Source organism: Campylobacter troglodytis (genome assembly GCF_006864425.1).
Classification (GTDB): domain Bacteria; phylum Campylobacterota; class Campylobacteria; order Campylobacterales; family Campylobacteraceae; genus Campylobacter_D; species Campylobacter_D troglodytis.
The window spans coordinates 1-24323 of sequence record NZ_QHLI01000004.1; the positions used below are offsets into that span (position 1 = coordinate 1).

Genomic DNA, 24323 nt, shown 5'->3' on the forward strand with positions numbered 1-24323 from the left:
AAATAAAAACTTCATTTGCACCCTACTTGAAAACGACAAGGTAACGGACGGACAAGAGACATTAAGCATTCACAAAATGGCAGCAAAGCATTTAAATAAAAGTAATCACAATGGTTGGAGCTATTTTTATGTCGAAATGAGTGAAAAATTTGTCAGCATAGATTCTTTTAGGTATGAATATAAGATGAGAAATTATTAAGCCACAATAAATTAGCAAAAATTTAGTAAAATGATAGTTAAGCTAACATATTTAAATAAAGAAGCTAGAAAATTCACGCAAAGTTTGAATTTTTAAATTTCAAACTCTTGTTTGAATTTAACAAACAATTTACCAATTTGCTAAAATTCAAGTGAAAATTCATGTTTTTGCTAGTAAAAATTTGCGAATTTACTTAAAAGCGTGAATTTTTAGTTTAAAAAATTCAAGGCACATATAGATTATGGAAGATAGAAAATAGAATCTATCTCCTTGATAAAATAAAGCTATGTAAAAGCTTTGTTGTTTGTAGGTTGTTGTCAGTAGTTCGCAAAAAGAGGGGCCAAGCCTTGTAAATTTTTACACAAAAATTCACAAGAAAGGCATAAAAAATTCACGCAAATTCAAAAAACTAGGACAAAAAATGAGCATAGCAGTCATAGGAGCTGGCAAATGGGGACAGGGGCTTCATTTTGCTTTATCAAAAAAACAAAGCTGTCTTATAGCCTCACCTCACTCAAAGCTTGAAATAAAAGACTTTGTAAGCATTGAGGAGGCTTTAAACTGTGAATTTTTAGTCTTTGCCCTATCAGCTCAAAACATAGCTTCTTGGCTAAAAGCAAATTTTAAAAACAAAGGACAAAAAATTCTACTTGCCTCAAAGGGCATAGACACGGCTACTTGTCGCTTTTTGGACGAGATTTTTTTGGATTTTGTGGATAAAGAAAACTTTTGCGTTTTAAGCGGACCTTCCTTTGCGGCTGAGGTTATGCAAGGACTTCCTTGTGCCTTGTGCGTAAGTGGCTATGACAAAGCACTTTGTGAAACCTTTGCTAGCTTTTTTCCACCCTTTATCAAGGCTTATGTAAGCGAGGATGTGCGTGGAGCTGAGATTTGTGGGGCTTATAAAAATGTCCTTGCCATAGCTAGCGGACTTTGCGAGGGGCTGAATTTAGGCAATAACGCAAGGGCTAGCCTTATCTCAAGGGGGCTGATTGAAATGCACCGCTTTGGGGCGAAATTTGGAGCAAAAGAGGAAACCTTTTTGGGTTTAAGTGGGGCTGGGGATTTGTTTTTAACCGCGTCCAGCACTCTTTCTAGAAATTTTAGAGCAGGGCTTTTGCTAGCAAGAGGAAAGAGCAAGGATGAGGTAATTGCTGAGCTAAAAGAAGTCGTAGAGGGCGTCCCAACAGCCTTTGCCATAGCTAAAATCGCTGCAAAGCAAGGAATTTACACGCCCATAGTAAAAGAGGTGCTAGCAATCTTAGAGGGTAAGGACGCAAAAGAAAGCCTCAAGGACCTGCGTGGTAGGTAGCTAATGAAGCCCTTAAAGAAGTTTAAGCAAGTTTCTTTTATGAGCACTAAAAGCAGGGCTTTTTTAAGATTTAATTTTAAACCGGTTACTCATTTTAAGGTGTAAGAATGGTGTCTAATAATTATCTCACAAAAAACGAGCTTTTGCCACGCCCTATTAATCCTAGCTTATTTGACGAGCTTTTTGATGAGCCTAAAATTCAGCCAAACAAAGCAACTCACAAGCCCCTGCGTTCGCCACTTTTTTATGTTGGCGATAAATACAAACTTATGCCACAACTCATAAATCTTTTTCCACAAGAAATTCACAGCTATTTTGAGCCTTTTTGTGGCGGAGGAAGTTCGTTTTTAAATGTCAAGGCAAGGACTTATTATCTCAATGACATTGATAACAAACTCATTTTATTGCACAAATTTTTGCAAGGCAAAGCCCAAGATAAAGAGCATTTTTTTGATGAACTTTTTGCCATCATTAAGCAATATAAACTTTCTTGTTCTTTACTTGGCATTAACGCACCCTTATCCTTGCGAAAGGCTTACAAAAAGACTTATTTTGCCAAATTTAACAAAGATGCCTATCTTAAAATGCGTGAGGATTTTAATGCTGATAAACAAGGCATTGCAAGGCTTTACTTGCTTTTAATTTATGGCTTTAACCGTTTTTTAAGATTTAATGCAAGGGGCGATTTTAACTTGCCTGTGGGTAATGTGGATTTTAATGCTAATGTTTTTAACGCACTAAATGGATATTTTGACTTTGTAAAGTCTCGCAAGATTGAATTTTTTAATTTAGATTATGCTGAATTTTTGGCGAATTTTGAATTTAATAAAGATGATTTTATCTATTTTGACCCGCCATATCTCATCAGCGATAGCGAGTATAACAAACTTTGGAGTGAGGATAAAGAGCGTGAATTTTACGCATTTTTAGACGCTTTAAATTTAAAAGGTGTGTGCTTTGGGCTTAGCAACTTGCTAACCCACAAAGGCAGACACAATGCCCTATTAGAACATTTTGCGCGAAAATATCACTGCACGAACATTGTGAGTAATTATATTAGCTTTAATGACAACAGCATTAAAAAAGACTCAAAAGAACTTTATGTAAGCAATTTTAAAAGGTAAAAAATGAGTAAAGAAAGAAAGCCCGAATACAAAATCTTATCATTTAGCACAACGATGAGAAATCCACAAAGAATAGCGGAGTTTTTAAAGGCGTTACTGCCTTTTGAAAATCAAACATTAAGCCACGAAGTGATAATGCAAGTTGTAACTCATTTAATCGCAAATAAACTCTATGTGCCGTTGTATGCGAGTAGGAATTTTAAAGAAATTTTGGATAGCGATGAAATTTTTAGCACGAGTCAAACGCAAGAAATCATTGAAAATTCGCCACAAAAGCACAAGGAAAAAGGCTTTGATGGGGGTTGGGACTCAAGATTTGATACTTGGTATAAACTGCCTATGGAATTTGGATTTTGTTATTATGCAATGAATGAATCTTTGCTTATCTCAAACACAATTTACTCATAGATGCCATCAATGAAATTCCAAGCAAAAAAAATTTCAAATATCTTTTTAAATTGTATGATGAAATATCAAAGCAATAATCCTTTTAGACGAGTTTTAAATGCAAATGTGCCTTTGCTTTTATTATTAAATACAATGATGATTTTAAGGCAAGAAGTGGGCGATTCTAAAATTCACAAAGATGAGATTTCGTTTTTGCTATGTTGGAGAGATAATGATGCACAAAATCTCGCAAAAAAGATTTTAAAATTTAGGCAAATTTACCCATCTTTTGCATATTCTAGCGAAATTATTTATAAGGAATGTTTGCAAATTTTAGGCTCAAAAAATGAAAAACGCTTTAAAATTTCTCAAATTTGTGGCGCAAGCATAGATGAATATATCCCGAATCACAGGCATTATCTCACTTCGTGGAAATGGTAGATTTTTAGACTTTAACACCTTTGAAATGCCAAAAATTGACTATGTGATAAAAATTTACTCGCAATTTCACACCTTTACTGATAAAAGAGCGTATTTTGAGTATATGGGGCAAATTGACAATGAAATTTTAGAAATCAAAGAAAGCGTGGCTTTGCAAACAAAAGAAGGTCTAAAATACGAAGTATTAGCCAAATTTGCAAACACTTATACCAAAGAACAGATTTATAAAGAATTAAAAATTTTAGAATCTAAAAAAGCAAAATCTGAAAATGAAGTGTTTAAATTTATCCCAGAACCTACGAGATTTGAGTTTTTAAGTGCCATTGCCTTAAAACAAAATTTTGTGAATTTACAAGTTTTGCCAAATTATGCAATCGATGATGAGGGTTTGCCACGCAATCACGCAAGTGGCAATCAGCCTGATATTGTTTGCATTGACAAGGAAAGTGAGAGTATAGTTGAGCTAAGTCTCATTTGTGGTAGAATGCAAGTAAATAATGAAATGTTACCCAAGGCACTTAAAAGAAGTGATAAAGGTTTCAAAACAAAAGCAAAATTTTGCCATTTTTATAGCACCAAAGATTTTTGAGGACACGCAAAGATATGTTGAATTTATAAAATTTAGGGAAAATTTAGACATTAGAAATCTTAGTATTGTGGAATTTATCAAAAATCTTAAACAATGCGAAAAAATAACTCAAATAAAGCAAAGCAATGTTTAAACTCCCATCACGCCGCTACACAGGGGCAAAAACAAGGCTTTTAAGCCACATTCAAAGCGTTTTTTAAAGCATTTAAAGACGCTTAATGACAAAGATAATTTAAGTTTTTTTGATGTCTTTGTAGGAACGGGGGTTGTTACTTGGCATTTTATGAATGAATTTACAAATAAAAATGCGAATTTAAAAGAAAATTCAAGTGAAAATTTATTTATGAACTCAAATAAAAATTCGCAAAACAATTTAAATTCAAAGCAAAATTCACAAATAAACTCAAACAAAAACTCAACATTAAATTCACAAAAAAATTTAAATCCAAGCACCAAAATTCCGCATTTTTCACGCTTTTTAATCAATGATTTTTTGCATTCAAATTATGCCATTTATCAAGGCTTTTTTAAAAAAGGATACTTTGAAATGGCAAAATTACAAGATTTAGCACAAGCTTATAATGCCTTAAAGCACAAGGATTTAAAATCAAATTATTATGAAAAAGCCTTTGGCGGATTATTTTTTAGCAAAAATGATGCCACAAAATTAGGCTTTATAAGAGATGATTTAGACACGCTTTTACACACAAAGCAAATCACGCAAAAAGAGTTTTATATCTTGCTAGCTAGTCTTATTTATAGTGCTGATAGAGTGGCAAATACTGTGGGGCATTATGAAATTTAGCGCAAAAATGTGTCCTTGCAAGATAGGCTTAAATTTGAGCTTATTGAGCCTTTACAACCTTTTTGCGAAGTAGAGATTTTTAAGCAAGATTCTAATGCGTTGGTGCAGGATTTTGTGGGGCAAAAACGCCACATTGACATAGCCTTTATCGACCCGCCTTATAACTCAAGGCAGTATTCACGCTTTTATCACTTGCTTGAAACCCTTGCAAAAAACGACAAACCCACACTTTACGGAGTAGCAAGAAAGCCTGAATCTGAGCTCATAAGTGCTTACTGTAAAAGCGAGGCGGTTTTTGCCTTTGAGAAGCTAGTGGCAACTTTGGCAAAATTTACAAAAATCTTGCTTGTTACTTATAATAACACCTATACTTCAAAATCAAGCTCAAGCCACAATAAAATCACGCTCGAACAAATAGCTAAAATTTTAGAAAGTGTCGGCAAAACGCATAAATATGAGTTTAATTTTCAAGCCTTTAGCAGCGGCAAAACAAATTTTAATAATCACAAAGAAATGATTTTTGTGTGCGAGCTTGGCTAGATTTTTTGCTATTTTAGTCTTGTCAAGGACTTAGGTGAAGTATGAAAGCGTGAATTTTTTTAAGATTTTTGTTTGCTTTTGCTTGAATTTTCGCATTTTTACCTTAAAATTTAGCTTTTTTACCTTGTTTGAATTTTTTAGCTTTTAGCATTGTCAAGAATTAGGGTGAAGCAAAAAAATGAGGTTTAAGATTTTTTGTGCAAATTTGTGTTTTAAAACTTTGTAAGATATTTTTAAAAAGAGTGGGATTTTGTGTTTTAAGAACTTGTGTAATATTTTGCAAAAAGCGTTCATTTTTTAGAACTTGTAAGCTAAGATATTTTTACACTTTGTGTGTGAATTTTTTGCTAAAAGATCTGAGTTTTATTTAGTATTGTCTGCTAATTTTTATCAAAAAATGCTAAAACAGCTTAGCTAAATTCACAAGGCTAAGATTGCTAATAAAGGCTTATTTTAGCATTTATTACCTAAGATCCTCTTTGTATAATCTTGTCTCGTAGCTTTTCTTTAATATGACACCTTTTTTCATAGCGATGATAAAAGCATCATAAAGATAAAAGCTAAGTATAAGATGGCAAAGCAAAAATTTAAGGCTAAATAACAAAGCGGTTTATAAATTTGGTTTTTTAAAAAAGCTATGCTTTAAGAAGCTTGTTAGAAATAATGTGCAAAATTTACATTTAAAAAGCCTTTAAGCCTTAAAAAGCTTTTAAAATTCAAGGCTATAAAAGAGTTTGAACCTTTGAATTTAAGGCAGATCAAAGAAACTAAGATTTTTAAAAAGCTTTTAGCATTAATCTTTTATTAAAATTTGCTAAAAGCTTAAAAGAATCTTATTTTAAGATTCTAGCTATTTTATGGCGTTAAATACCTCTTCGCTCATATCCTTTAAGGATCTTAGCCCACCTCCTGAAAGATACCAATAATCCGGATCTAGATAAATGATCTTATCTGTTTGAGCTGCCTTTGTTTTTGCAACTATGGGATTGTTTAGTGTATCGCTTGCTTTTTCTTGATTACCAACTACTACATTTCTATCTATGATGAAGAGGTAATCGGGATTTTTTTCTAAGATATACTCAGCATTTATGCTATTTCCGTGTGTGCCTACCTTTATGTTTGTATCAACAGGCCTTATGCCAAAGACATCGTGTATGATGCCAAAGCGAGAAGCAGAGCCAAAAACAGACATTCTATTTGCATTTGTGAGGATTATAAGCCCTGTTTTGCTCTCATCTAAATCCTTTTTAAATTCATCGATCTGTGAATTTAAAGCCTCTATTTGCGCCTTGGCTTCTTCTTCTTTGTCATAGAGCCTAGCTATACTTAGGGTTTTGTTTTCAAAAGAGCTTAAAAAATTCGCATTGTCAATGCCTACGAAGATGGTTGGAGCTATTTGACTTAGCTTGTCATAATGTCTTGCTTGCCTTCCTGAGATTATTATTAGATCAGGCTTAAGCTCATTAATGGCTTCAAAGTCAAGTTCTTGCACAGAACCAACGGGCTTTTTGTCCTTAAAGCTTGAAAGATAAGCAGGTAAAACCCTAATCGCTGTTCCAGCTACCTTATCGCTTAATCCTAAGGCTTCAAGGGTATCAAGGGTTCCTAGATCAAAAACCACCAATCTTTCAGGATTTTTCCCAATCTTAGTTGTGCCTAAGGAGTGCTTAAACTCAAAATGCTCTCCCTTGTCGCTTAAAACTATGGGGGTTACAATGACCTCACCTCTTGCTTGGGTGGTATTTGTATCTTGTTGAGTGCCTTTTTTTTCGCAAGCGATGAAGGCAAAAACTAACAAACTTGCACTTAAAATGCAAAGAATCTTCTTCATTTTTTATCCTTTCTAATTAAATTTAGGTTCTTTTATTTTGTAAGCTAAATTCAAGGTCCTTTGAATTTATTTAAACTCTTTTATAAAAAATTTTAATCTTTTTAAAAAAGCTTGTCTTTTTAAGATTTTGCTTAAGCCTTGCAAACTACTAGGCATAAACGCTTAATATGAGATTTCAACACCAATAGCCTTATATTTTAAGCAAAATGCCCCTTCCTAGCCTTTTAAAATTCATAAAAGAGCCTAAATTTAATCATAATACAAACAGATCTTTTTATCATCTATAAGCTTTATATTTATATTCATATCATAGGTTTGTTTTAAAATATCCTCTTGTATGATCTTGTCATTTGTGTCTTCTTTTAATATGGCACCGTCTTTCATAGTGATGATAAAATCACTATAAACAGAGGCGAAATTTATATCGTGCAAGACAACCACAACTGCCTTGTTAAAGTCATTTACTAGGTTTCTTAGCATCTTCATTATTTGAACGCTATGCTTCATATCAAGATTATTTAAGGGCTCATCAAGCAAGACATACTCGGTATCTTGGGCTATAATCATAGCTATAAAGGCTCTTTGCCTTTGTCCTCCGCTAAGCGTGTCTAAGAATCTATCTTGCAGGTCCTCAAGTCCCATATATTCAATGGCTTGTTGAATTTTTGCCCTATCCTCCTCACCAAGCCTTCCAGCACAGTAAGGAAAGCGTCCAAAGGCTACAAGCTCTTTAACCCTAAGCCTAAGATGGACATGATTTTGCTGTTTTAATATGCTAATCTTTCTTGCTAAAAGCTCGCTTTTATAGCTTTTAAGTGGCTTGTTATCAAAAAACACCTCTCCGCTGTCTGCCTTTAAAAGCCTTGCTGCTATGCTTAAAACAGTGCTTTTTCCAGCTCCATTGGCTCCTATTAAAGAAGTAATTGCCCTTGGCTTAAATTCTAAACTTACATCTTTTAATATGCTTTTTTCTCCGTAATTTTTATTTATGCCTTGAAGTCTTATCATAATTTACCACCCTTTAAAACAAGATAAATGAAATAAATGCCTCCTAAAAAATTAATCACCACGCTAACTGTTGTATCAAAGGCAAAGACACGAGAAACAATTAACATCCCACCAACCAAGGTGATAATAGAAATAAAAGAACAACCCAAAAGCAAGATGCTATGCTTATAGGTGCGAAAAAACTCATAGCTGATATTTGCCACCAAAAGTCCTAAAAAGGTAATGGGACCAACAAGTGCCGTGCTTACAGAAACAAGCACAGCTACTATGATCATTAATTTAGACACAAGCTGATGATAAGGAACCCCAAGGCTTATGCAAAGATCCTTATCTAAGCTTAGAGGATCAAGATACTTAAAATACCTAAAGATAAAGACGAAGGATAGGGCTATTAAGATATAAGCAAGGAGTAAAATTTGAGACTGTATATTATTAAAACTTGCAAACATCCTTCCTTGAACCACCAAAAATTCATCAGGATCAATTAAAACCTCAAAAAATAAAGACAAAGATGAAAAAAAGGTCCCAAAGATCAGCCCCAAAAGCAAGATCAAATATATATTCCTACCCTCTTTAAATAAGATCTTATAAAAAATCAAGGTAAAAACCACCATACTTAGAGTAGAGATTAAAAAATTCACATTTTCATTGTAGGTGCTTATGTGAGCTGAGCCCAAAGCAAATACAAGAAAGGCTTGAAGCATGGTATAAAGTGAGTCAAGTCCTATTATGCTTGGGGTTAGAATTTTATTTTGAGTTATGGTTTGAAAGATAACGGTTGATACTCCTATGCTAACTCCAACAGCTATGATAGCACCTATGGCTAGACTTCTGTTATGAATGGCAAAGTCAGGATACTTGCCAAGTCCTGTGAATATATAAGCTAGTATGCAAAGTATAGCCACAAGGGCTAAAATTATAAGCCTTTTAAGCATAGGTTCTTCTTCTAAATAGCATCATAGCAAAGATAAAAGAGCCTATAACTCCAACTGTGAGGCTAATTGGCACCTCAAAGGGTGCTATGATAAGGCGGGAAAATATATCACACACAAGCAAAAATACAGCTCCAAGCAAGGCTATGTGGGCTATATTATCTCTTAGATTATCGCCTTTGTAGATAGAGATGATATTTGGGATGATAAGTCCTAAAAAGGGTATAACCCCAACTGTGAGGATTACAACAGAGCTTATAATGGCAACTATGATAAGCCCTAAATTCATTATAAATTTATAAGAAATGCCTAAATTTAAAGCCATATCCTTGCCCATTCCTACTATGGTAATCTTATTTGCATAAAGATACACAAGCACAAGCAAGGGTACACTGAGGTATAAGAGTTCGTAGCTTCCTTCCATAAGATTTGAAAAATTGCCTTGCAACCAGCCTTGCATATTTTGTATCAAATTTTGCTGATAGGCAAAAAAGGTGGTTATAGCACTTATGATCCCCCCAAACATAATGCCAATTAGTGGCACAAAGATTATATCTTTGACCTGAATTTTATTGAGAATTTGTATAAAGATCAAGCTTCCAATAAGAGCAAACAAAGAAGCTATAAACACCTGAGTAAGAAAACTAGCCCCAGCAAAAAAGATCATACTTATAAGTATGCCAAATTTAGCACAGTCCATAGTTCCAGCTGTGGTTGGGGAGACGAATTTATTTTGAGTAAGCTGTTGCATCACAAGCCCACAAATGCTTAGACTCATTCCTGTGATAATAATACTTATCGTTCGTGGGATTCTAGCAGAAATTAGCACGGCAAGCTCGTTGTTGCCAAGTTGCAAAAGTTGAGCCACTGGAATGTGAATAACACCTATAAAAAGGCTAAGAAAAGCAAGTAAAACAAGCAAGAGCGCTAACACATCTAAGCGAAATAAAAACATATAACTTTCTTTAATCTAAAATTGACTGTCCCAAGACAAGATAATAATTATTGAAATATTAGCAAAATAAAATAAGTTAATGCTTAAAAAAAGAAAATTTGTCTTAATTATTTTATCTTTAAATGCCTTTTTTTAACAGTGTGAAAATTTCACACAAGCTTTTCTTTGGCAAAAATAACACAAGAGCTTTGCAAAGAATAGACAAAAAATTAGGCTATAAAATTCACAGTGATAAATACAGTAATATTTTGTCATTTTCAATGATCATAAAGACAAGCCTTCTTTGTAATTTAAAAGGTGCAAAAGTTCTCTTTTCTTAAAGCTTTTTTTAAAAGTATTGATCTGTCGTTGGCGAATTTATGGGCGAAGAATTCATAAATTCAAGGCATTTTTCTATAAATTCGTACATTCTTAGCACGCACTAGGAATGACAAAGAACACATTTTGTCTAAAATTAATACTTTTTTAAAAAAGAAGCTCTTTAAAAAGCTATGTTTTTTAAAAAGATAAGTTTTTAACACAGTTTGCTTTATTTACTAAGAACAAAATATTTTTTAATCTTCAACATTTTAAAGCCTTAAAAATCAAGCCCAAATTTAAATTCAAGATACTTTAAATAGGATTATTCTTTATCAATTTTAAGAAATTTTGATAAATATTTTATCCTAAATTTTTTAGTCTTAATTCTGTTTCTTTTAAGTTAAATTTGCTACCAGCCCCACTCTCACGCTTACCACGCACTTTGTAAGTTATTTCTACTACACAGTTGAGTGCAAGGACACAAAAAAATAACCCTTGCTCATTTCAATCCACCGCTAATTTTAGAGATTTTTCACACTATTTAACGGTTAAAATTTGAATTTTTTGCAAAATTCTATTCACGCACACACGAGTCATTTTGCAAAGCTTAGCTATTTTTTGCCTATAAATCAAGGCTTCTTGCAAAGTTGCGAGTGTAACTACACAAAAAATACTTCAAAATTTACCTTATATTTGGTTAAATTTAGAAATGTGCCTTTGTTTTTCATAGAACTTAGCTGACCCTTTGATTTAAGTTTAATTGAGCCAAAAATTTTTTCTTAATCTTTAACATTTTAAAGCCTTAAAAACCAAGCTTAAATCTTATCAAGCCTTGGCTCAAAGTGGCAACATAGCGATTTAGGCGTGTTTGAAATTGTCAGCGATGATGTAAGCGATAAAACCAACTTAAAACCAGCTTTTATTTGCTGTAAAGGAGTGTTTATCAAAAAATGCTAAAATTGAAAAGGATTTAGCTTGAATTTAAACACAGTTTAAAGCTTAAATCACCTTAGATTTTGGGGTAAGTGATGTTTAATTCTACTTTAATTTATGGCATATTTTTAATGTTTGTTTCTACCATCTTTTTTGCAGCTATGAATGCCATTATAAAATACCTGAATTTAATGGGCTATTCCTCTATGGAAAATGTCTTTTTTAGAGCCTTTTTTATGCTACTTTCTGTGTATAGCTTAGTTTTGTTTGCCCCTGCTATTAAGCACTTTGTGCCTAAATTTCAAGCCCCACAATTGAGGGCTAAAAAAAAGGGAGGCTTTAAACACATACTTTTAAGAGGCTTGCTTGGAGGGGTGGCTGTGAGTATGTGTTATTATAATTTTGCCACCATTCCCCTTGGCATAGCTACTGCATTTTTGCAATCTACGCCCATTTTCGTTGCCTTCTTTGCCTGTTTTACCAAAAATAAACCCTCATTTTTTGTCATAATGGCTACTATTATAGGCTTTTTGGGCGTTTTATTTGTGGCAAATCCTGAGCAAAGTGGCATACCACTCATAAATGCAATTTTGGGCATTATCGGTGCTATTTGTGCAGCAGCTGCTTTTTTTACCATACCTCAGTTAAAGCCCTTTTACACTAGCGAGGCTGTGGTGGCTTGGTATGGCATCACTATGTCTGTGGTTGGAATTTTTGGAATGTGCCTTAACATAGACAAGATGGGAGGCTTCATAATGCCAAGCCTTTTTGATTGGGGGCTTTTCATACTCACAGGCATAATGGGTGCGATAGGGCAGTGGTTTATGACAAAGTCATATATGTTCGCACCCCCTGGCATAGTCTCGCCCATAGGCTATATGCGTATAGTTTGGAGCATATTTTTTGGGGTTATGTTAGGAGATGCCTTTCCTAATCTCTTGCCAAGCCTTGGCATAGCTTTAATCTTGTTCTCAGGTATGCTTGTATCCTTTGATGCTTATAGAAAGAGGCAGTAAATTACAGCCCTTTAAAGCTATTGTGTGCCACTTTTTTGCGTCTTAGTTTTAGCCAAAGCTTCAATTTAGAGCCTAAAACCGTTTATAAACTGCTCTTTTTTAAGAATTATAAATCAATCTTTTTATATTGAATAGTATTTCAAAAAGCCTTAAATTCAGCCAAATCTTCAAAATGATAAGTTAAATTTATCTAGCCAAACAAAACTATTTAGCCATTTTTTAAACTGTCTTAAATTCAAGCAAAGAAAATTTTTGCCAAAAAATTTGTCATCAAAAAGCAGTTTAGCTGTGAATTATAATAAATTCACGCCCTTGTTGAAAGAATTTGTTGCACTCTCAACTTTACAAGAAGCCTTGATTTATAGGCGAAAAACTCTCTAACTTTGTCAAATTTGTCATCAAAGTTTGCACGAACTTTTCAAAGAAATTCGCATTTTGATAGCCAAAGAATGTGAAAAATTAGCAAAACGAAGTTTCTTTAAAAAATGAGTGGAGAGATTGAAGTTAATGAGAGTGATTTTTTGTTTCCTTGCACTCGTAACTGCGTAATAAAAGTGATTCACAAAATGCGAGATAAGAGTGGATGTGGGACTGACAAGAAAAGATCTGTGTTTTTACTTCGTGTTACACACTCGTTTTTTTGCGAGAAGGGATGCCAAAACTCTAGGCTAGCGTTTATACACTCAAACACTTGCTCTGCCAAAGAACTACTAGCTACCATAAAAGACTTTGCAGAGCTTAACGAATGCGAGATTTATAAGAAAGCCTCAAAGCCTACGGTGCCTTGGTTGATTTGTGTGCAAAAGCTCATTACCGAGTAAAACATAGCAAAAATGAGTTTGCAAACGGACGAAATCACATAAACGGCATAGAGAATTTCTGGGGACCTTGCAAAGGCTAGCTTAGGTCAGTTTCACGGGATTAAAAGGGAATTTTTCTACCTTCATTTGAAGGAGAGTGAATTTTGATATAATGTCAAGGTTAAAAACGAAAATTTGTATAAAATTTTGTTAAAATTGATTAGGAAAAATCCTATGTAATTTTAGCTAAAAGTATCAATCGCCTTTGTGAATGTTGCATTTGTTTCAAATTCAAGTGTTTTGCGTGAATTTTAGAATTTTCGGCTTAAAACTTATCAAAATTAGATACAACTAAAACAAATTGTGTTGTAATCATACTTTATTTAGTTTAGGGGTAAAGCTATGCAAAAAATCCAAAATCTAAAAGTTAGCCTAAAAAATGTCGGTATGCTTGATGAGGCTGAATTTGAAGTGGGGGATTTGACCATTATTTGTGGGGAAAACAATACAGGCAAAACCTACGCTACTTATAGTTTGTATGGGTATTTGGACTTTATACGAGATATAAACAATCAAATTTATTGGAATTTGGCAAAAAACCTAAAAAAAATCGATATGTTAGATGAAACTACAATTAAAATTCAAAAGAAAGATATGGATAGCATTGTTAAAAAGCTACTTGATACACTTCAAAAAGAATATAAAATAAAATTGCCTGTAATTTTAGCCTGCAAAGAAAGCGATTTTGTAAATAGTGATTTTTCTATAAAATTTACAAAATCTATAATCACACACATCAAAAATACAAAAAATTTCTTTTCGCGAGCTGTGCATTTTGATATAATCAATGATGAAACATATTATTTGTTTAATTATGCGAAAAGCCAGCGAATGCCTAATGAAACTACACAAAAAGAAAATTTTGAGCATAAAAGATATACTTTTATTTCATTTTTATTGAGATATATTGCCTTTGTGCTTTATCCAAGAGTATCAATTTTAAGCACCGAAAGAACCGGTGCCTCAATGTTTTATAGGGAGGTTTTTGGAAATAGAAGTAGAATTGTAGAAAAAATTTCAATGGCTAGCCTAGAAAATGTAATGGAGGTAACAAATGAATTGCAAGATAGCTTTTTTATGCATCCACTGCCTATAATAGATAATATGGCTTTTGCGAGTTCTTGTATTAAAATAGCCAAGCAAGATAGTTTTATCGCTAAAAATAGTTCATCACCCTTGTATAATGAAATTATAAAACTATTCTACACACTTGTTGGTGGAACATATAAAGCAACAGATGCAGGAATTTTATTTAAACCCAAAAACTCAAAAAATTATTATCCCATTGAAATAGCTTCAAGCTCAGTGCGTTCGCTTTTAATGCTTAATCTTTACATTCTAAATATCGCTCAAAAAGGCGACATTCTAATGATAGACGAGCCTGAATTAAATTTGCACCCAAACAATCAAATCCTAATAGGCAGACTCATAGCCTTGCTCGTAAATGCTGGTGTGAAGGTTTTTATCACAACACATAGTGATTATATAGTGCGAGAAATTGGAAATTGCATTATTTTAAATCAATTAAAAAGCGAGCAAATTGCAATGCTTAAAAAATACGACTATAACGAGCATTATAAACTTGATTGTAAAAAAGTTAGGGCATATATAGCAAAATACGACAAAAAAACGAAAAAGAACACGCTAAATCCTGTAGAAATTACACAAGAAAACGGCATAGCAATGGAAACTTTTAATGAAACAATCAATATGACAGCAAAAATCGACCAAGAAATAACCAAAATTATGCTAGGTAGTAAAAATGACAACGAAATTAAGAAATTTTAAAGATAGATTGCACAAGAGTCTAGTGGCTGGACTATCCATAAACGAAAACGATGATGGTAGAAATCAAATTTCTAAAATCAGCTTTGGCAAGGGACAAGATGATTTCATTATCATAAGACAAGAAAATAAAGATAAGCCCAAGCATTCATTATTTAAAAATGATGATAATAAAGACGAATTTAAAACAACCTCATCTTGTGATTTTATAATCATACAAGATAAAACCGACCTTAAAATCGCTTTTGCTGAGTGCAAAAGCAATAAAACCGACTACGAAACAGCATTTTGTCAAATTAAATTTTCAAGGCTTTGGCTTAATTATCTTATTGAATGTTATTGTGAATGCTTCAAAATAGATGTTGAAGAGAAAAGAAAATGGCAAAAGGCTATACAAGAAGCAAAGAAATATCTTATTTATCCACAAACAAATGCCACAGCAACAAAATCGCCAACAAATAAAAGCCCAAATTCTCTCAAAACGAAGTGCGAACAGCTAGGAATGACTCCAAAGCCATTCCCAATACAAAACACAACGCTTAATATACCAAATCCTACCGATACATTTTTTGGATAATTCAATCGGCTTTTATGCCACGAAATTTAGCAAGTCTAAATTTCGCAAAGCCCTAGAAATTCACAATTTCGTTTATGTGGTTATGTCCATTTGCAAACTAGTTTTTGTTGTGTTTTACTCTGTAATGTGCCTTTGCTCCTTCTTGTAAAGTTACGAGCAAAGCGAAGTAAAAAATCCACCAAGCCATCGTAGGCTTTCTAGGATGATAAAAACTACACAGCCATTACTTCACATTTCGCCCCAAATAATCCCCCAAGAGCTTCATTTCCTCATCATTTATCTCAATCTTTCTAAAAAATGGCATTGAGTGTTTGCCATTTCTTACAAAAAGCTCGACCAGCTCAGGGCTTAAATCGTTTCTATCCTCTAATACCGCTGACACATCGCCTTTGTAAAGTGCTTGTAAAGCCTTAGTCGCTGGCATATCTATGCCGTGGCAAGAACTACACCACTTAGCATAAATCTTTTGCCCCTTTTGCTGATTTGCATTCAAAGTTGAGCTATTTATGTGAGAAAAATTAGCAGGTGTTCTAGAATCATTTGCTCTGTAATCCTCCACAGTTATACTCTCTCCAAACCCTAGCCATTCTTTATCCTTTGGCATTGTAACCCTCTCAGATGCTAATAGCAAGGCTTCTTCCTTGCTTGAAAGCTCACTTGCCCCCTTTTTAGCTGAATTTTCACAGCCCATTAGCGTAAAAATTGCCGCAAAAATCACCGCACAAGTTATCAAAAGCCTCTTCATTTTGCACCCCCTCTAAGCCTAGCCTCGTCAAGTTTGTTGTTTGCAAATCTTTGATTTCTCGTATCTTTTCCCCAAATTCCACCACGGCCCGGAGCTAAAATGCCATTTGGATCTATGCTGTCTTTAAGCTGCTCGCAAAAGCGGCGCAAGATATGATCATTAAAGCTATAAGTTGCCATAACATCATCTTGAAAGGTTGGTGCAGCCCTATAATCCCCCCAGCCATTATCAGCAGCTACCTTTACCATAGCCCTGTAAGCCTTTCTCATTTGCAAATTATGCTCCTTGTCGGTGCGTGAGTTATCAAAGGCAAGCATAAAGCAAAAAGCCCTATACATCCAGCTTCTAGGATGGGCAAATGGGGTAATGGGGCTTGGCACACCTAGCTCGTGAAATGTTTGTATATAGATATCTTGGCATTTTAAAAGCTCCTTGCCATCACGCGGGATTATGGGGCTAAACCACACGTGGCCGTCTTTTGGCTCGGTTGTCTCTCCACGAGTGCTAAGCCAAAAGATTTCCATATTTGGAATGCCAAGGCTTACCTTGTGCTTTACTTGCTTTTTTTGCTCCAAACTCAAAGGCAGAGCAAATTCTTGCACCTTTGTGATATTAGCTCCTTCAATAATGCTAAATCTTTTTTTAATGTAAGCCAAATTCGCATAACAGCTTTCATAGTTTCCATAAATTGGTATATCCACTTGCCAGTAAGGGATATTATTTTTTAAAGCATAAGAGCCTATGCCCTCAATGTCAGGAAGTCCAGCTTTACTTGTAAGCAGTGCTTTTAGCTCCTCGTTCATAGCCTTGCCGTGAGGGGGATTTAGAGGGCTTCTATAAAGTGGCCAGCCTACGATGAAGCTATCTTCAAGGTAGTTTAAAATCTCAACAGCAGGGATTAAATCCTCCCTTCTTTTCATAGTAAGGCTTAATAACAAGTAGTATTCAGGCTTTGGCATCATCCAAAAGCCCATTTTTGTAACTATGCCAAAATTACTTTGTGCAAAAAGCCCGTCTATGTAGGGTCCATAGCCGTATTTATTCTCCGCAAAGGTCTTTGCACCAGGCAAAGCACCCATACCTGTGCGTAAAATCTCCCCATTTGCAAGCACCACTTCCATTCCGCAGTGAGAGCCAAAATGATCTCTATACATTCCATAGCTATAACCCCAGCCGTGATCTAAGGCATTTCCCACAGGTGAGCCCCAGCCAGGATCAGGTATATCCAAAAAGACATTTAAATTATGCTTTTCTACATACTCGTATAAGTCAAAATAGCTAACCCCAGGCTCAACTATGCAAAAATTTCTCTTATCATCAACCTCGATGATCTTATTCATCCTCTTTAAATCAACCACCACATCGCCTCTTTTTTGTGGCGCACAAGCACCATAGCCTAAATTCTTGCCTGTGGAGATGGGAAAAAGCGCAATTTTATATTTATTTGCCACTTGCACCACCCTTTGCACCTCTTGGGTGTTTTGCGGAAGCACCACTAAGCTAGGCACAGGCTCATCCTCATCGTCCCACTGAGGCGAGTAGGCATCTCTATAAAGGGCTAAGTCCTCCACCTCGCTTAAAACCCATTCCTTTCCAAGTGCTACTTCAAGCTCGTTTAAAGCCTTTTTGAAACTTGCCTCGCTTACATTGTATGGTAAAATCATCTTTTATCCTTTCAAATTCACATTTTTAGGTGCCATTATCCAAGAATGCACCCCATTTTCTTCCTCGCTATAAACTACGCGAAGACTATATCCAGCTGCCATAGTGCGAATGACAAAAAAGGTCGTTTCGCTACTCTTACTTGCTATGATAGCCTTGTTTTCAAGGGCTTGTTTTAGCTCGGCGTAAATTTCAGCTATGTCATTATCTACCTCAAGCACCCTATCAGCTTTAATGTCTTGATAATTAGCATTTAAACAGCCCTTGTCCTTGATGAAATAGCTTAAATGCGGCGAATTTAAGCCCTGAGCTTGAGGCTTTGAATTTAAGCTACCTTTTTCAAAGCTATCCTGGCTTAAAAGGCTTGTAAGGCTTGCAAAGGATAAGCCTAGCAAGCCAAGGGTAGAGCCTTTTAAGAAGATTCTACGAGAGTTTTTCATCGCTTTTTCCTTAAATTTGAGTTAAATTATTTTCAGTTTAACACGAGAAATTTAAAACAAACTTAAAATATATGAATTTTTAAATTCCCCCCCCCATTGATAGCATATATTTTGTTTCAAATTTACGCAAATTAAGCCTAAGTTCTTTGACGAGCTTTTAAGAAACTGTGTAAAATTAAGAATGTTTTTAAACAATGCTAAAAAATTTAGCATTTTTATAAGAGGCTGAATTTTTTTCAAAATTCAGCATAAATTAAAATTTTGCTGAAAATAAGGCTAAATTTTTTAAAAAATTCACAAAATTGAGTTTTTTTATTTAAAAAACTTGACATTAATAGACTAAAAGTATATAATGTCATTTGTGTAAAGGTTTGGGAAAATTTAAGGATTTTCGCTAGAATTCACGCTAAATTTTGCTTAGCTTGTGAATTTTTGCTGTGAATTTTTTTATGAATTGTCAAGATTTTGTTACACAAATCTAGCAATGAGGAAAAATTATGTGAATTTTCACTAAAATTTATACAAAAAAGCTAAAAAATAAAGCTAAAAAATTCACGTTCGGTCAGCAAATTTTGCTTTGTGTTGCAAGGTTTGTGAGAGGGCGTGAAGGTAAAATTCAAAGGAGACAAAATGTCAAACATACAAGATTTCTTAACAAATTCTATGCTTTCAAATGTCGAAAGTGCGGCTAGCTTGGCTATACATTCTAAAAATAGTGAAGTCGTGCCTTTACATCTTTTTTGGGCGTTAAGCGTGGATAGCGCGAGCCTTTTAAATCAAGTTTTTAACAAAATGGGCGTTTCAAAAGAAGCTGTCGAGCTTGAAATTAAAAGTAAAATCTCAAAGCTACCGTCTAGCTCAAATGTGAGCCGCGAAAGCGTGCGTTTTGGAGCTGAATTTATCAACTCGCTTGAAGAGGCAAGGGGTTTGATGAGTTCAATGGGAGATAGCTATCTAGCCGTGGATACTTGGCTAATGAGTGCAAGCGAAAAAGGTGTCATCAAAGAAATTTTGGCTAAATTCATAGATTTGCTTGAATTTAAAAAAGAGCTTGAAGCCTTGAGGGCTGGGCGAAGGGTGGATAATAAAACAAGCGATGAGAGCTTTGATGCCTTGAAAAAATTCGGCATTGATTTAACAGCCAAGGCAAGCGAGGGTAAGCTAGATCCTGTTATTGGGAGAGAAGAAGAAATTGAGCGGGTAATGCAAATTCTCATTCGCAAAACAAAGAATAATCCCATTTTATTAGGTGAGCCGGGCGTTGGTAAAACTGCTATTGTAGAAGCTTTGGCTCAACGCATCATAAAAAAAGATGTGCCAACTTCCTTGCAAAATAAACAAGTCATCGCCCTTGATATGAGTGCCTTAATCGCGGGTGCGAAATACCGTGGCGAGTTTGAGGACAGGCTAAAAGCTGTGGTAAAGGAGGCTATAAAAAGCGAAAATGTGGTTTTATTCATAGATGAAATTCACACCATCGTTGGTGCTGGAGCAAGTGAAGGCTCAATGGATGCAGCAAACATTTTAAAACCTGCCCTTGCGCGCGGCGAACTTCACACCATAGGTGCGACAACGCTTAAAGAATACCGAAAATACTTTGAAAAAGACGCGGCACTTCAACGGCGTTTTCAGCCCGTAAATGTCGCCGAGCCAAGCGTGAGCGAGGCTTTGGCAATGCTTCGTGGCATTAAAGAAAAGCTTGAAATTCATCACAATGTCCGCATAACAGATGGTGCCCTAGTCGCTGCTGCAAAGCTTTCAAAACGCTATATTAGCGATAGATTCTTGCCTGATAAGGCAATAGATTTAATAGACGAGGCAGCTGCTGAGCTAAAAATGCAAATAGAAAGCGAGCCAAGCACACTTCGCAAGGTTAAAAAGGACATTGAAACCTTGCAGGTGGAAAATGAGGCTTTAAAAATGGAGCAAAATGAAAGCAATGACAAGCGTCTAATTGAGATAGAAAAGGAGTTAGCAAATTTAAAAGAGAGGCAAAACGAGTTAAATTCAAGGTTTGAAAACGAAAAGGCTGTGTTTAATGCCATTAGCGAGACGAAAAAAGAGATAGATCTTTTAAAAAATGAGGCAAATTTAGCCAAGGGCAAGGGGGAGTTTCAAAGGGCTGCTGAGATTGAGTATGGCAAGATTCCAAGCCTTGAAAAGGCTTTGGTGGAAAATGATGAGAAATGGCGTAAAATGAGCGAGGCTGGGGTCTTGCTTAAAAATCAAGTTGATGAGGACTTAGTGGCTGGGATTTTAAGCAAATGGACAGGAATTAGCGTGCAAAAAATGCTAACAAGCGAGAAGCAAAAGTTTTTGCAAGTTGAATCTCATTTAAAGCAAAGTGTCATCGGACAAGATAAGGCTCTAAGCGCGTTATCAAGGGCTATAAAACGAAACAAGGCAGGTCTTAATGATAGCAACAAGCCCATAGGAAGCTTTTTGTTTTTAGGTCCAACAGGGGTTGGCAAAACTCAGTCTGCTAAGGCTTTGGCTAAGTTTTTGTTTGATGATGAAAAGGCTATGATTCGCTTTGATATGAGTGAATTTATGGAAAAACACAGCGTTTCAAGGCTTTTGGGTGCGCCTCCGGGCTATGTAGGGCACGAGGAGGGAGGCGAGCTTACAGAAAAAATTCGCCGCAAGCCTTACAGCGTGGTGCTTTTTGATGAGGTGGAAAAGGCTCATCAAGATGTATTTAATGTGCTTTTGGGGATTTTAGATGACGGACGGGCAACCGATAGCAAGGGGGTTACGGTTGATTTTAAAAACACCATCATCATCTTAACCTCAAACATAGCCTCAAATGCGATTATGAGCTTAAAGGGTAAGGAGCAAGAAGATGCCATAAAAAGCGAGTTAAGAGCCTTTTTCAAGCCTGAATTTTTAAACCGCCTTGATGAGATAATCACCTTTAATGCCTTGGGACAGGACGAAGCCTTTGAAATCGTAAAGCTTTTATTTAAAGACTTGCAAAAAAGCCTTGAAAACAAGGGCATAAGGGCTGAATTAAGCGAAAACGCTGCACTTTTAATCGCCAAAGAGGGCTTTGATGAGGACTTTGGTGCAAGACCCTTAAAAAGAGCAATTTATGATCTGATAGAGGATAAGCTTAGCGATATGATTTTAAGCGATGAGTTAAAGGGGGATGAGAGCATTTTGATAGATGAAAAGGATGGGGAGATAGTTATTGAGAAGGTGTGAAGTTTGCCTTTTAAACCTTCTTTTAAGGACGTTTTTACATTCACTGAATTTTTTATATTAACTTTTTGTTGAGATTTTGCGAAATTTTTACAAGCCTTTGAGCTTGAATTTTGTTGAATTTTGAGTGTTTGCCGTGAATTTTGGCTGATTTTGTAGGTTAAAATTCACAAGGAGAACTTGGGACTTTTTTATAGGCTACTTGATGCATTCTTGCAGATCGCAAAATACTGACAATAGATTTTTAATTTAGTTTTGTTTTCGGCTCAAGACAATTCAAGCGGATTTTCTCTTATCATTTTTAGTTTGATTTTATATAAATTTAGTCCTTTGATTTTGACATTAGATCTAAATTCGGTTTCCTTTAAGTGTAAATAGAAAAATTCCCTTGCCGTGAAACCCCTTAATATAGCCTTTGTAAGGTCCCCAGAAATTTTCTATGTCGTTAATGTGGCTTCGCCCATTTGCAAACTCGAATTTGGCGTGTTTTACCCTATAACTTTGCACCTTCTTGCAAAGTTGCAAGACAAAACGAAGCAAAAAATCCACCAAACCATCATAGGATTTTAGTCCATCGCTGTAAATTTCACTTTCTTTAAGCTCTGAAAAGTCCTTTATAATCGGCAATAATTCTTTTGCAGAGCAAGTGTTTTAGCGTATAAACGCTAGACTAGCGTTTTAGCATACATTCTCGCAGAGGGACGAGTGCGTAGCACGAAGTAAAAACACAGGCGTTTTTAGCTCCACGCCCACGCTTGCTATGCACTCTGCGAGCCCCTTCTACTACGCAGTTGCAAGACGAAACGAAGCAAAAAATAACTCTAACCCTCTTCGATTTCACCACTCATTTTCTAAAGAAACTTCGTTTTGCTAATTTTTTCGCATTCTTTAAGGGTTAAAAGCTTGCTGCACAATTGCATTCACGCAAGGGCGAGAAACCTTGCACAAAACAGCGATTTTGCTTACGCAAATATCAGCACAAAAACACTTTAAAATTGATTAAATTTTCGTTCCCAAATGTAGGGCAAAAATATATACTTGTTTAAGATCGATTTTACCAATTTTTTAGATCTAATTATATCAGCTAAAAGTATCAATCGCCAAGATTTTGTCCTTTGATTTTAGCATTAGATTTAAATTTTGTTTATTTTATTAGAATATTTTACTAGGTAATGTGCCTTTGCTACTTCTTGCAAAATTGCAAAACGAGTAGCACGAAGTAAAAAAACAGATGTTGTTCCTCCTGCTTCTTTTGCTACGCACTCTTTTTGTGCCTTCTACTACGCAGTTGCGAGCCTAGCATTGTAAAAATAATTTTCATCAACTTCAACCACTCATTTTAGAGATTTTTTCGTACTCTTTAATGGTTAAAATGCAAATTTTCCACAAAATTCTATTCACACAAGTACGAGAAATTTTGCAAAGTTGGGCGATTTTTAGCCTCTAAATCAAGGTTTCTCTAAAAGTTGCGAGTGCGTCGCACGAAGCAAAAAATACTTCGTAATTCCTTAAATTTCTTTTGAGATAATTGGGAATGAAGCATATATTTATTTTTCATTTTGCTATTTATACTTTAAAATAATCTTGTATCAAATTAAATTATATTGAGTCTTAAGAAGCTTTTTGACTTAAACTGGGTTTAATTTAAATTCAAGCTTAAATTTATCATTAACAAGGGTTATTTGCAAAAAATACTAGCTTTTTGTGTATAGAGAAGCTGTGAATTTTAAGCCTTTGAGTGAATTTTCGTTAAGCCCTTTTTGTAAATTTTTATTTGCAAAAAAAAATTTATTGGCAAAAAATTTAAAAAACCTGTTTTAAATAAAAAGGCATTTTTTAAATTCAAAGTTTATAAAACTGTCAAGCAAAAAATTCACAAGGCTTCATTTTAAAAATTTCAAATTTAAAAGTGTAAATTCAAGCTTTTACAATTTGTAAATTTTACAAAGTTCTTTATAAAATACCTAAGACTCATAATTTTTTTAAGAACAAAAAGAAAGTTCAAGTCAGCTATAAAATTCACAACTTCTTTTAAAATATAGGGAAAATTCAAACTGCATACAAAAAACTGAGGACAAACTTTTGCAAAAATAAAACTATGTAAAATTAAAAATTTTTTGTCAGCATTTTGCGATCTGCAAGAACGCATCAAGTAGCTTAAAAAAAGCCAAATTTATCTTGTGAATTTTAGCCCACAAAATCAGCCTGAATTCACAAAAACACTCAAAATTCAACAAAACTCAAGCAAAGCACACAGTTTGTGAAAATGACGCAAAATTCACAACAAAAAATTAATGTAAAAAATTTAGCGAATGTAAAAAACGCCCTTAAAAAGAGCGTTTGGTAGTGAGTTTAGTTGCCTTTAACTGTTGTAGTGTAAGTGCCAAAAAGTCCAAAAAAGTTGTTTACCTTAAAATCCACAGTTTGGATGTTAGAAATGCTACCATTTTCAGCCGCTTTTGATACAGAACAATCGCCCATAGCCACTAGCCCAAGTATGCTTGTGCAGCTTGCCTCACCTGTTTTGCCACCTGAGTTTGCATTGCCCGAGATAGGTAAGTTTATGCCTGTATAAAGCTGACCTGTTGGAAGTGGGGTTGCGCAAGCTGTAAATAAAACAGCAACTAAGGCTGTTACACCTAAAACCTTTTTCATTTTTTCTCCTTTGAAGAATAATTTTG

23 protein-coding genes and 2 pseudogenes are annotated in these 24323 nt (G+C 34.8%); 15 read left to right on the plus strand and 10 right to left on the minus strand.

Going from position 1 to position 24323, the window contains the following annotated elements; genetic code table 11:
• The 8 genes and pseudogenes from DMC01_RS13065 to DMC01_RS16135 form a co-directional block, all read left to right on the plus strand.
• Nucleotides 1-199: pseudogene (locus DMC01_RS13065) on the plus strand (site-specific DNA-methyltransferase); the annotation flags it as partial.
• Nucleotides 200-620: 421 nt separating this feature from the next.
• Nucleotides 621-1511: an NAD(P)H-dependent glycerol-3-phosphate dehydrogenase gene (locus DMC01_RS01500; RefSeq protein WP_142692537.1), complete on the plus strand. Its 891-nt coding sequence runs from the start codon at nt 621-623 to the stop codon at nt 1509-1511.
• A gap of 107 nt (nt 1512-1618) precedes the next feature.
• Nucleotides 1619-2635: a Dam family site-specific DNA-(adenine-N6)-methyltransferase gene (locus tag DMC01_RS01505; protein ID WP_142692538.1), complete on the plus strand. Its 1017-nt coding sequence runs from the start codon at nt 1619-1621 to the stop codon at nt 2633-2635.
• Nucleotides 2636-2638: 3 nt separating this feature from the next.
• The gene (locus DMC01_RS01510; protein ID WP_142692539.1) at nt 2639-3043 is read left to right on the plus strand and encodes a restriction endonuclease; all 405 of its coding nucleotides are present in this window, start codon (nt 2639-2641) and stop codon (nt 3041-3043) included.
• Nucleotides 3044-3052: 9 nt separating this feature from the next.
• Nucleotides 3053-3463 carry an AlwI family type II restriction endonuclease gene (locus DMC01_RS01515; protein ID WP_185908587.1) on the plus strand — a complete coding sequence of 137 codons (411 nt, stop codon included), beginning with the start codon at nt 3053-3055 and terminating at the stop codon, nt 3461-3463.
• On the plus strand, nt 3414-4052 hold the full coding sequence (locus tag DMC01_RS01520) for an AlwI family type II restriction endonuclease (RefSeq protein WP_142692541.1): 639 nt from the start codon (nt 3414-3416) through the stop codon (nt 4050-4052). Before DMC01_RS01515 ends, DMC01_RS01520 begins: the two co-directional genes overlap by 50 nt.
• A gap of 283 nt (nt 4053-4335) precedes the next feature.
• Nucleotides 4336-4857, plus strand: a complete 522-nt coding sequence (locus DMC01_RS16130) for a hypothetical protein (RefSeq protein ID WP_345788955.1) — start codon at nt 4336-4338, stop codon at nt 4855-4857.
• 9 nt (nt 4858-4866) lie between these two features.
• The gene (locus tag DMC01_RS16135) at nt 4867-5397 is read left to right on the plus strand and encodes a DNA adenine methylase (RefSeq protein WP_345788956.1); all 531 of its coding nucleotides are present in this window, start codon (nt 4867-4869) and stop codon (nt 5395-5397) included.
• Nucleotides 5398-6247: 850 nt separating this feature from the next.
• Here the strand turns inward: DMC01_RS16135 and DMC01_RS01530 are convergent.
• The 4 genes from DMC01_RS01530 to DMC01_RS01545 form a co-directional block, all read right to left on the minus strand.
• On the minus strand, nt 6248-7228 hold the full coding sequence (locus tag DMC01_RS01530; RefSeq protein WP_142692542.1) for a siderophore ABC transporter substrate-binding protein: 981 nt from the start codon (nt 7226-7228) through the stop codon (nt 6248-6250).
• A gap of 249 nt (nt 7229-7477) precedes the next feature.
• A complete protein-coding gene (locus DMC01_RS01535) occupies nt 7478-8236 on the minus strand; it encodes an iron ABC transporter ATP-binding protein (protein ID WP_142692543.1) in 759 nt (252 codons plus the stop codon).
• A complete protein-coding gene (locus DMC01_RS01540; protein ID WP_142692544.1) occupies nt 8233-9171 on the minus strand; it encodes an iron chelate uptake ABC transporter family permease subunit in 939 nt (312 codons plus the stop codon). The genes DMC01_RS01535 and DMC01_RS01540 overlap by 4 nt, the downstream gene beginning before the upstream one ends.
• Nucleotides 9164-10123 carry an ABC transporter permease gene (locus DMC01_RS01545; protein ID WP_142692545.1) on the minus strand — a complete coding sequence of 320 codons (960 nt, stop codon included), beginning with the start codon at nt 10121-10123 and terminating at the stop codon, nt 9164-9166. Before DMC01_RS01545 ends, DMC01_RS01540 begins: the two co-directional genes overlap by 8 nt.
• 855 nt (nt 10124-10978) lie before the next feature.
• On the opposite strand from DMC01_RS01545, the gene DMC01_RS01550 reads away from it, so the two are divergent.
• The 6 genes and pseudogenes from DMC01_RS01550 (at nt 10979) to DMC01_RS01570 (ending at nt 15594) form a co-directional block, all read left to right on the plus strand.
• A complete protein-coding gene (locus DMC01_RS01550) occupies nt 10979-11164 on the plus strand; it encodes a hypothetical protein (protein WP_142692546.1) in 186 nt (61 codons plus the stop codon).
• A 287-nt stretch (nt 11165-11451) separates the two neighbouring features.
• Nucleotides 11452-12372 (plus strand): DMT family transporter, encoded by a 921-nt coding sequence (locus tag DMC01_RS01555; RefSeq protein WP_142692547.1) that lies wholly within the window; start codon nt 11452-11454, stop codon nt 12370-12372.
• Nucleotides 12373-12857: 485 nt separating this feature from the next.
• Nucleotides 12858-13193 carry a hypothetical protein gene (locus DMC01_RS01560; protein WP_142692548.1) on the plus strand — a complete coding sequence of 112 codons (336 nt, stop codon included), beginning with the start codon at nt 12858-12860 and terminating at the stop codon, nt 13191-13193.
• A pseudogene (locus DMC01_RS14665) lies at nt 13142-13412 on the plus strand (transposase); the annotation flags it as partial. The gene DMC01_RS01560 and the pseudogene DMC01_RS14665, both read left to right, overlap by 52 nt.
• Before the next feature lie 162 nt (nt 13413-13574).
• On the plus strand, nt 13575-15020 hold the full coding sequence (locus DMC01_RS01565) for an AAA family ATPase (RefSeq protein ID WP_142692549.1): 1446 nt from the start codon (nt 13575-13577) through the stop codon (nt 15018-15020).
• Nucleotides 15021-15027: 7 nt separating this feature from the next.
• Nucleotides 15028-15594, plus strand: a complete 567-nt coding sequence (locus DMC01_RS01570; RefSeq protein WP_142692550.1) for a hypothetical protein — start codon at nt 15028-15030, stop codon at nt 15592-15594.
• 223 nt (nt 15595-15817) lie between these two features.
• Here the strand turns inward: DMC01_RS01570 and DMC01_RS01575 are convergent, their stop codons facing one another.
• The 3 genes from DMC01_RS01575 to DMC01_RS14670 are packed head-to-tail and all read right to left on the minus strand — an operon-like array spanning nt 15818 to nt 18441.
• Complete coding sequence (locus DMC01_RS01575; RefSeq protein WP_345788957.1) at nt 15818-16339, minus strand: c-type cytochrome; 522 nt, start codon at nt 16337-16339, stop codon at nt 15818-15820.
• Nucleotides 16336-18003 (minus strand): FAD-binding oxidoreductase, encoded by a 1668-nt coding sequence (locus DMC01_RS01580; RefSeq protein ID WP_142692551.1) that lies wholly within the window; start codon nt 18001-18003, stop codon nt 16336-16338. The genes DMC01_RS01575 and DMC01_RS01580 overlap by 4 nt, the downstream gene beginning before the upstream one ends.
• A 3-nt stretch (nt 18004-18006) precedes the next feature.
• Nucleotides 18007-18441: a transcriptional initiation protein Tat gene (locus DMC01_RS14670; RefSeq protein WP_246058939.1), complete on the minus strand. Its 435-nt coding sequence runs from the start codon at nt 18439-18441 to the stop codon at nt 18007-18009.
• A 630-nt stretch (nt 18442-19071) separates the two neighbouring features.
• On the opposite strand from DMC01_RS14670, the gene DMC01_RS01590 reads away from it, so the two are divergent.
• Nucleotides 19072-21645 carry an ATP-dependent Clp protease ATP-binding subunit gene (locus tag DMC01_RS01590; RefSeq protein ID WP_142692552.1) on the plus strand — a complete coding sequence of 858 codons (2574 nt, stop codon included), beginning with the start codon at nt 19072-19074 and terminating at the stop codon, nt 21643-21645.
• Nucleotides 21646-21990: 345 nt separating this feature from the next.
• Here the strand turns inward: DMC01_RS01590 and DMC01_RS01595 are convergent, their stop codons facing one another.
• From DMC01_RS01595 to DMC01_RS01600, 3 genes are all read right to left on the minus strand, one after another.
• Complete coding sequence (locus DMC01_RS01595; RefSeq protein WP_142692553.1) at nt 21991-22269, minus strand: transposase; 279 nt, start codon at nt 22267-22269, stop codon at nt 21991-21993.
• Between the two features lie 43 nt (nt 22270-22312).
• Complete coding sequence (locus DMC01_RS13070) at nt 22313-22486, minus strand: hypothetical protein (RefSeq protein WP_185908589.1); 174 nt, start codon at nt 22484-22486, stop codon at nt 22313-22315.
• A 1508-nt stretch (nt 22487-23994) separates the two neighbouring features.
• Nucleotides 23995-24297: a TRL-like family protein gene (locus tag DMC01_RS01600; protein ID WP_142692554.1), complete on the minus strand. Its 303-nt coding sequence runs from the start codon at nt 24295-24297 to the stop codon at nt 23995-23997.
• Between the last annotated feature and the right edge of the window lie 26 nt (nt 24298-24323).

Bases quoted from the DNA above. Each gene is read 5' to 3' on its own strand.
- DMC01_RS01500 (WP_142692537.1), top strand. From the start codon at position 621: ATGAGCATAGCAGTCATAGGAGCTGGCAAATGGGGACAGGGGCTTCAT.
- DMC01_RS01505 (WP_142692538.1), top strand. From the start codon at position 1,619: ATGGTGTCTAATAATTATCTCACAAAAAACGAGCTTTTGCCACGCCCT.
- DMC01_RS01510 (WP_142692539.1), top strand. From the start codon at position 2,639: ATGAGTAAAGAAAGAAAGCCCGAATACAAAATCTTATCATTTAGCACA.
- DMC01_RS01515 (WP_185908587.1), top strand. From the start codon at position 3,053: ATGAAATTCCAAGCAAAAAAAATTTCAAATATCTTTTTAAATTGTATG.
- DMC01_RS01520 (WP_142692541.1), top strand. From the start codon at position 3,414: ATGAATATATCCCGAATCACAGGCATTATCTCACTTCGTGGAAATGGT.
- DMC01_RS16130 (WP_345788955.1), top strand. From the start codon at position 4,336: ATGAATGAATTTACAAATAAAAATGCGAATTTAAAAGAAAATTCAAGT.
- DMC01_RS01530 (WP_142692542.1), bottom strand. From the start codon at position 7,228: ATGAAGAAGATTCTTTGCATTTTAAGTGCAAGTTTGTTAGTTTTTGCC.
- DMC01_RS01535 (WP_142692543.1), bottom strand. From the start codon at position 8,236: ATGATAAGACTTCAAGGCATAAATAAAAATTACGGAGAAAAAAGCATA.
- DMC01_RS01540 (WP_142692544.1), bottom strand. From the start codon at position 9,171: ATGCTTAAAAGGCTTATAATTTTAGCCCTTGTGGCTATACTTTGCATA.
- DMC01_RS01545 (WP_142692545.1), bottom strand. From the start codon at position 10,123: ATGTTTTTATTTCGCTTAGATGTGTTAGCGCTCTTGCTTGTTTTACTT.
- DMC01_RS01555 (WP_142692547.1), top strand. From the start codon at position 11,452: ATGTTTAATTCTACTTTAATTTATGGCATATTTTTAATGTTTGTTTCT.
- DMC01_RS01560 (WP_142692548.1), top strand. From the start codon at position 12,858: ATGAGTGGAGAGATTGAAGTTAATGAGAGTGATTTTTTGTTTCCTTGC.
- DMC01_RS01565 (WP_142692549.1), top strand. From the start codon at position 13,575: ATGCAAAAAATCCAAAATCTAAAAGTTAGCCTAAAAAATGTCGGTATG.
- DMC01_RS01575 (WP_345788957.1), bottom strand. From the start codon at position 16,339: ATGAAGAGGCTTTTGATAACTTGTGCGGTGATTTTTGCGGCAATTTTT.
- DMC01_RS01580 (WP_142692551.1), bottom strand. From the start codon at position 18,003: ATGATTTTACCATACAATGTAAGCGAGGCAAGTTTCAAAAAGGCTTTA.
- DMC01_RS14670 (WP_246058939.1), bottom strand. From the start codon at position 18,441: ATGAAAAACTCTCGTAGAATCTTCTTAAAAGGCTCTACCCTTGGCTTG.
- DMC01_RS01590 (WP_142692552.1), top strand. From the start codon at position 19,072: ATGTCAAACATACAAGATTTCTTAACAAATTCTATGCTTTCAAATGTC.
- DMC01_RS01600 (WP_142692554.1), bottom strand. From the start codon at position 24,297: ATGAAAAAGGTTTTAGGTGTAACAGCCTTAGTTGCTGTTTTATTTACA.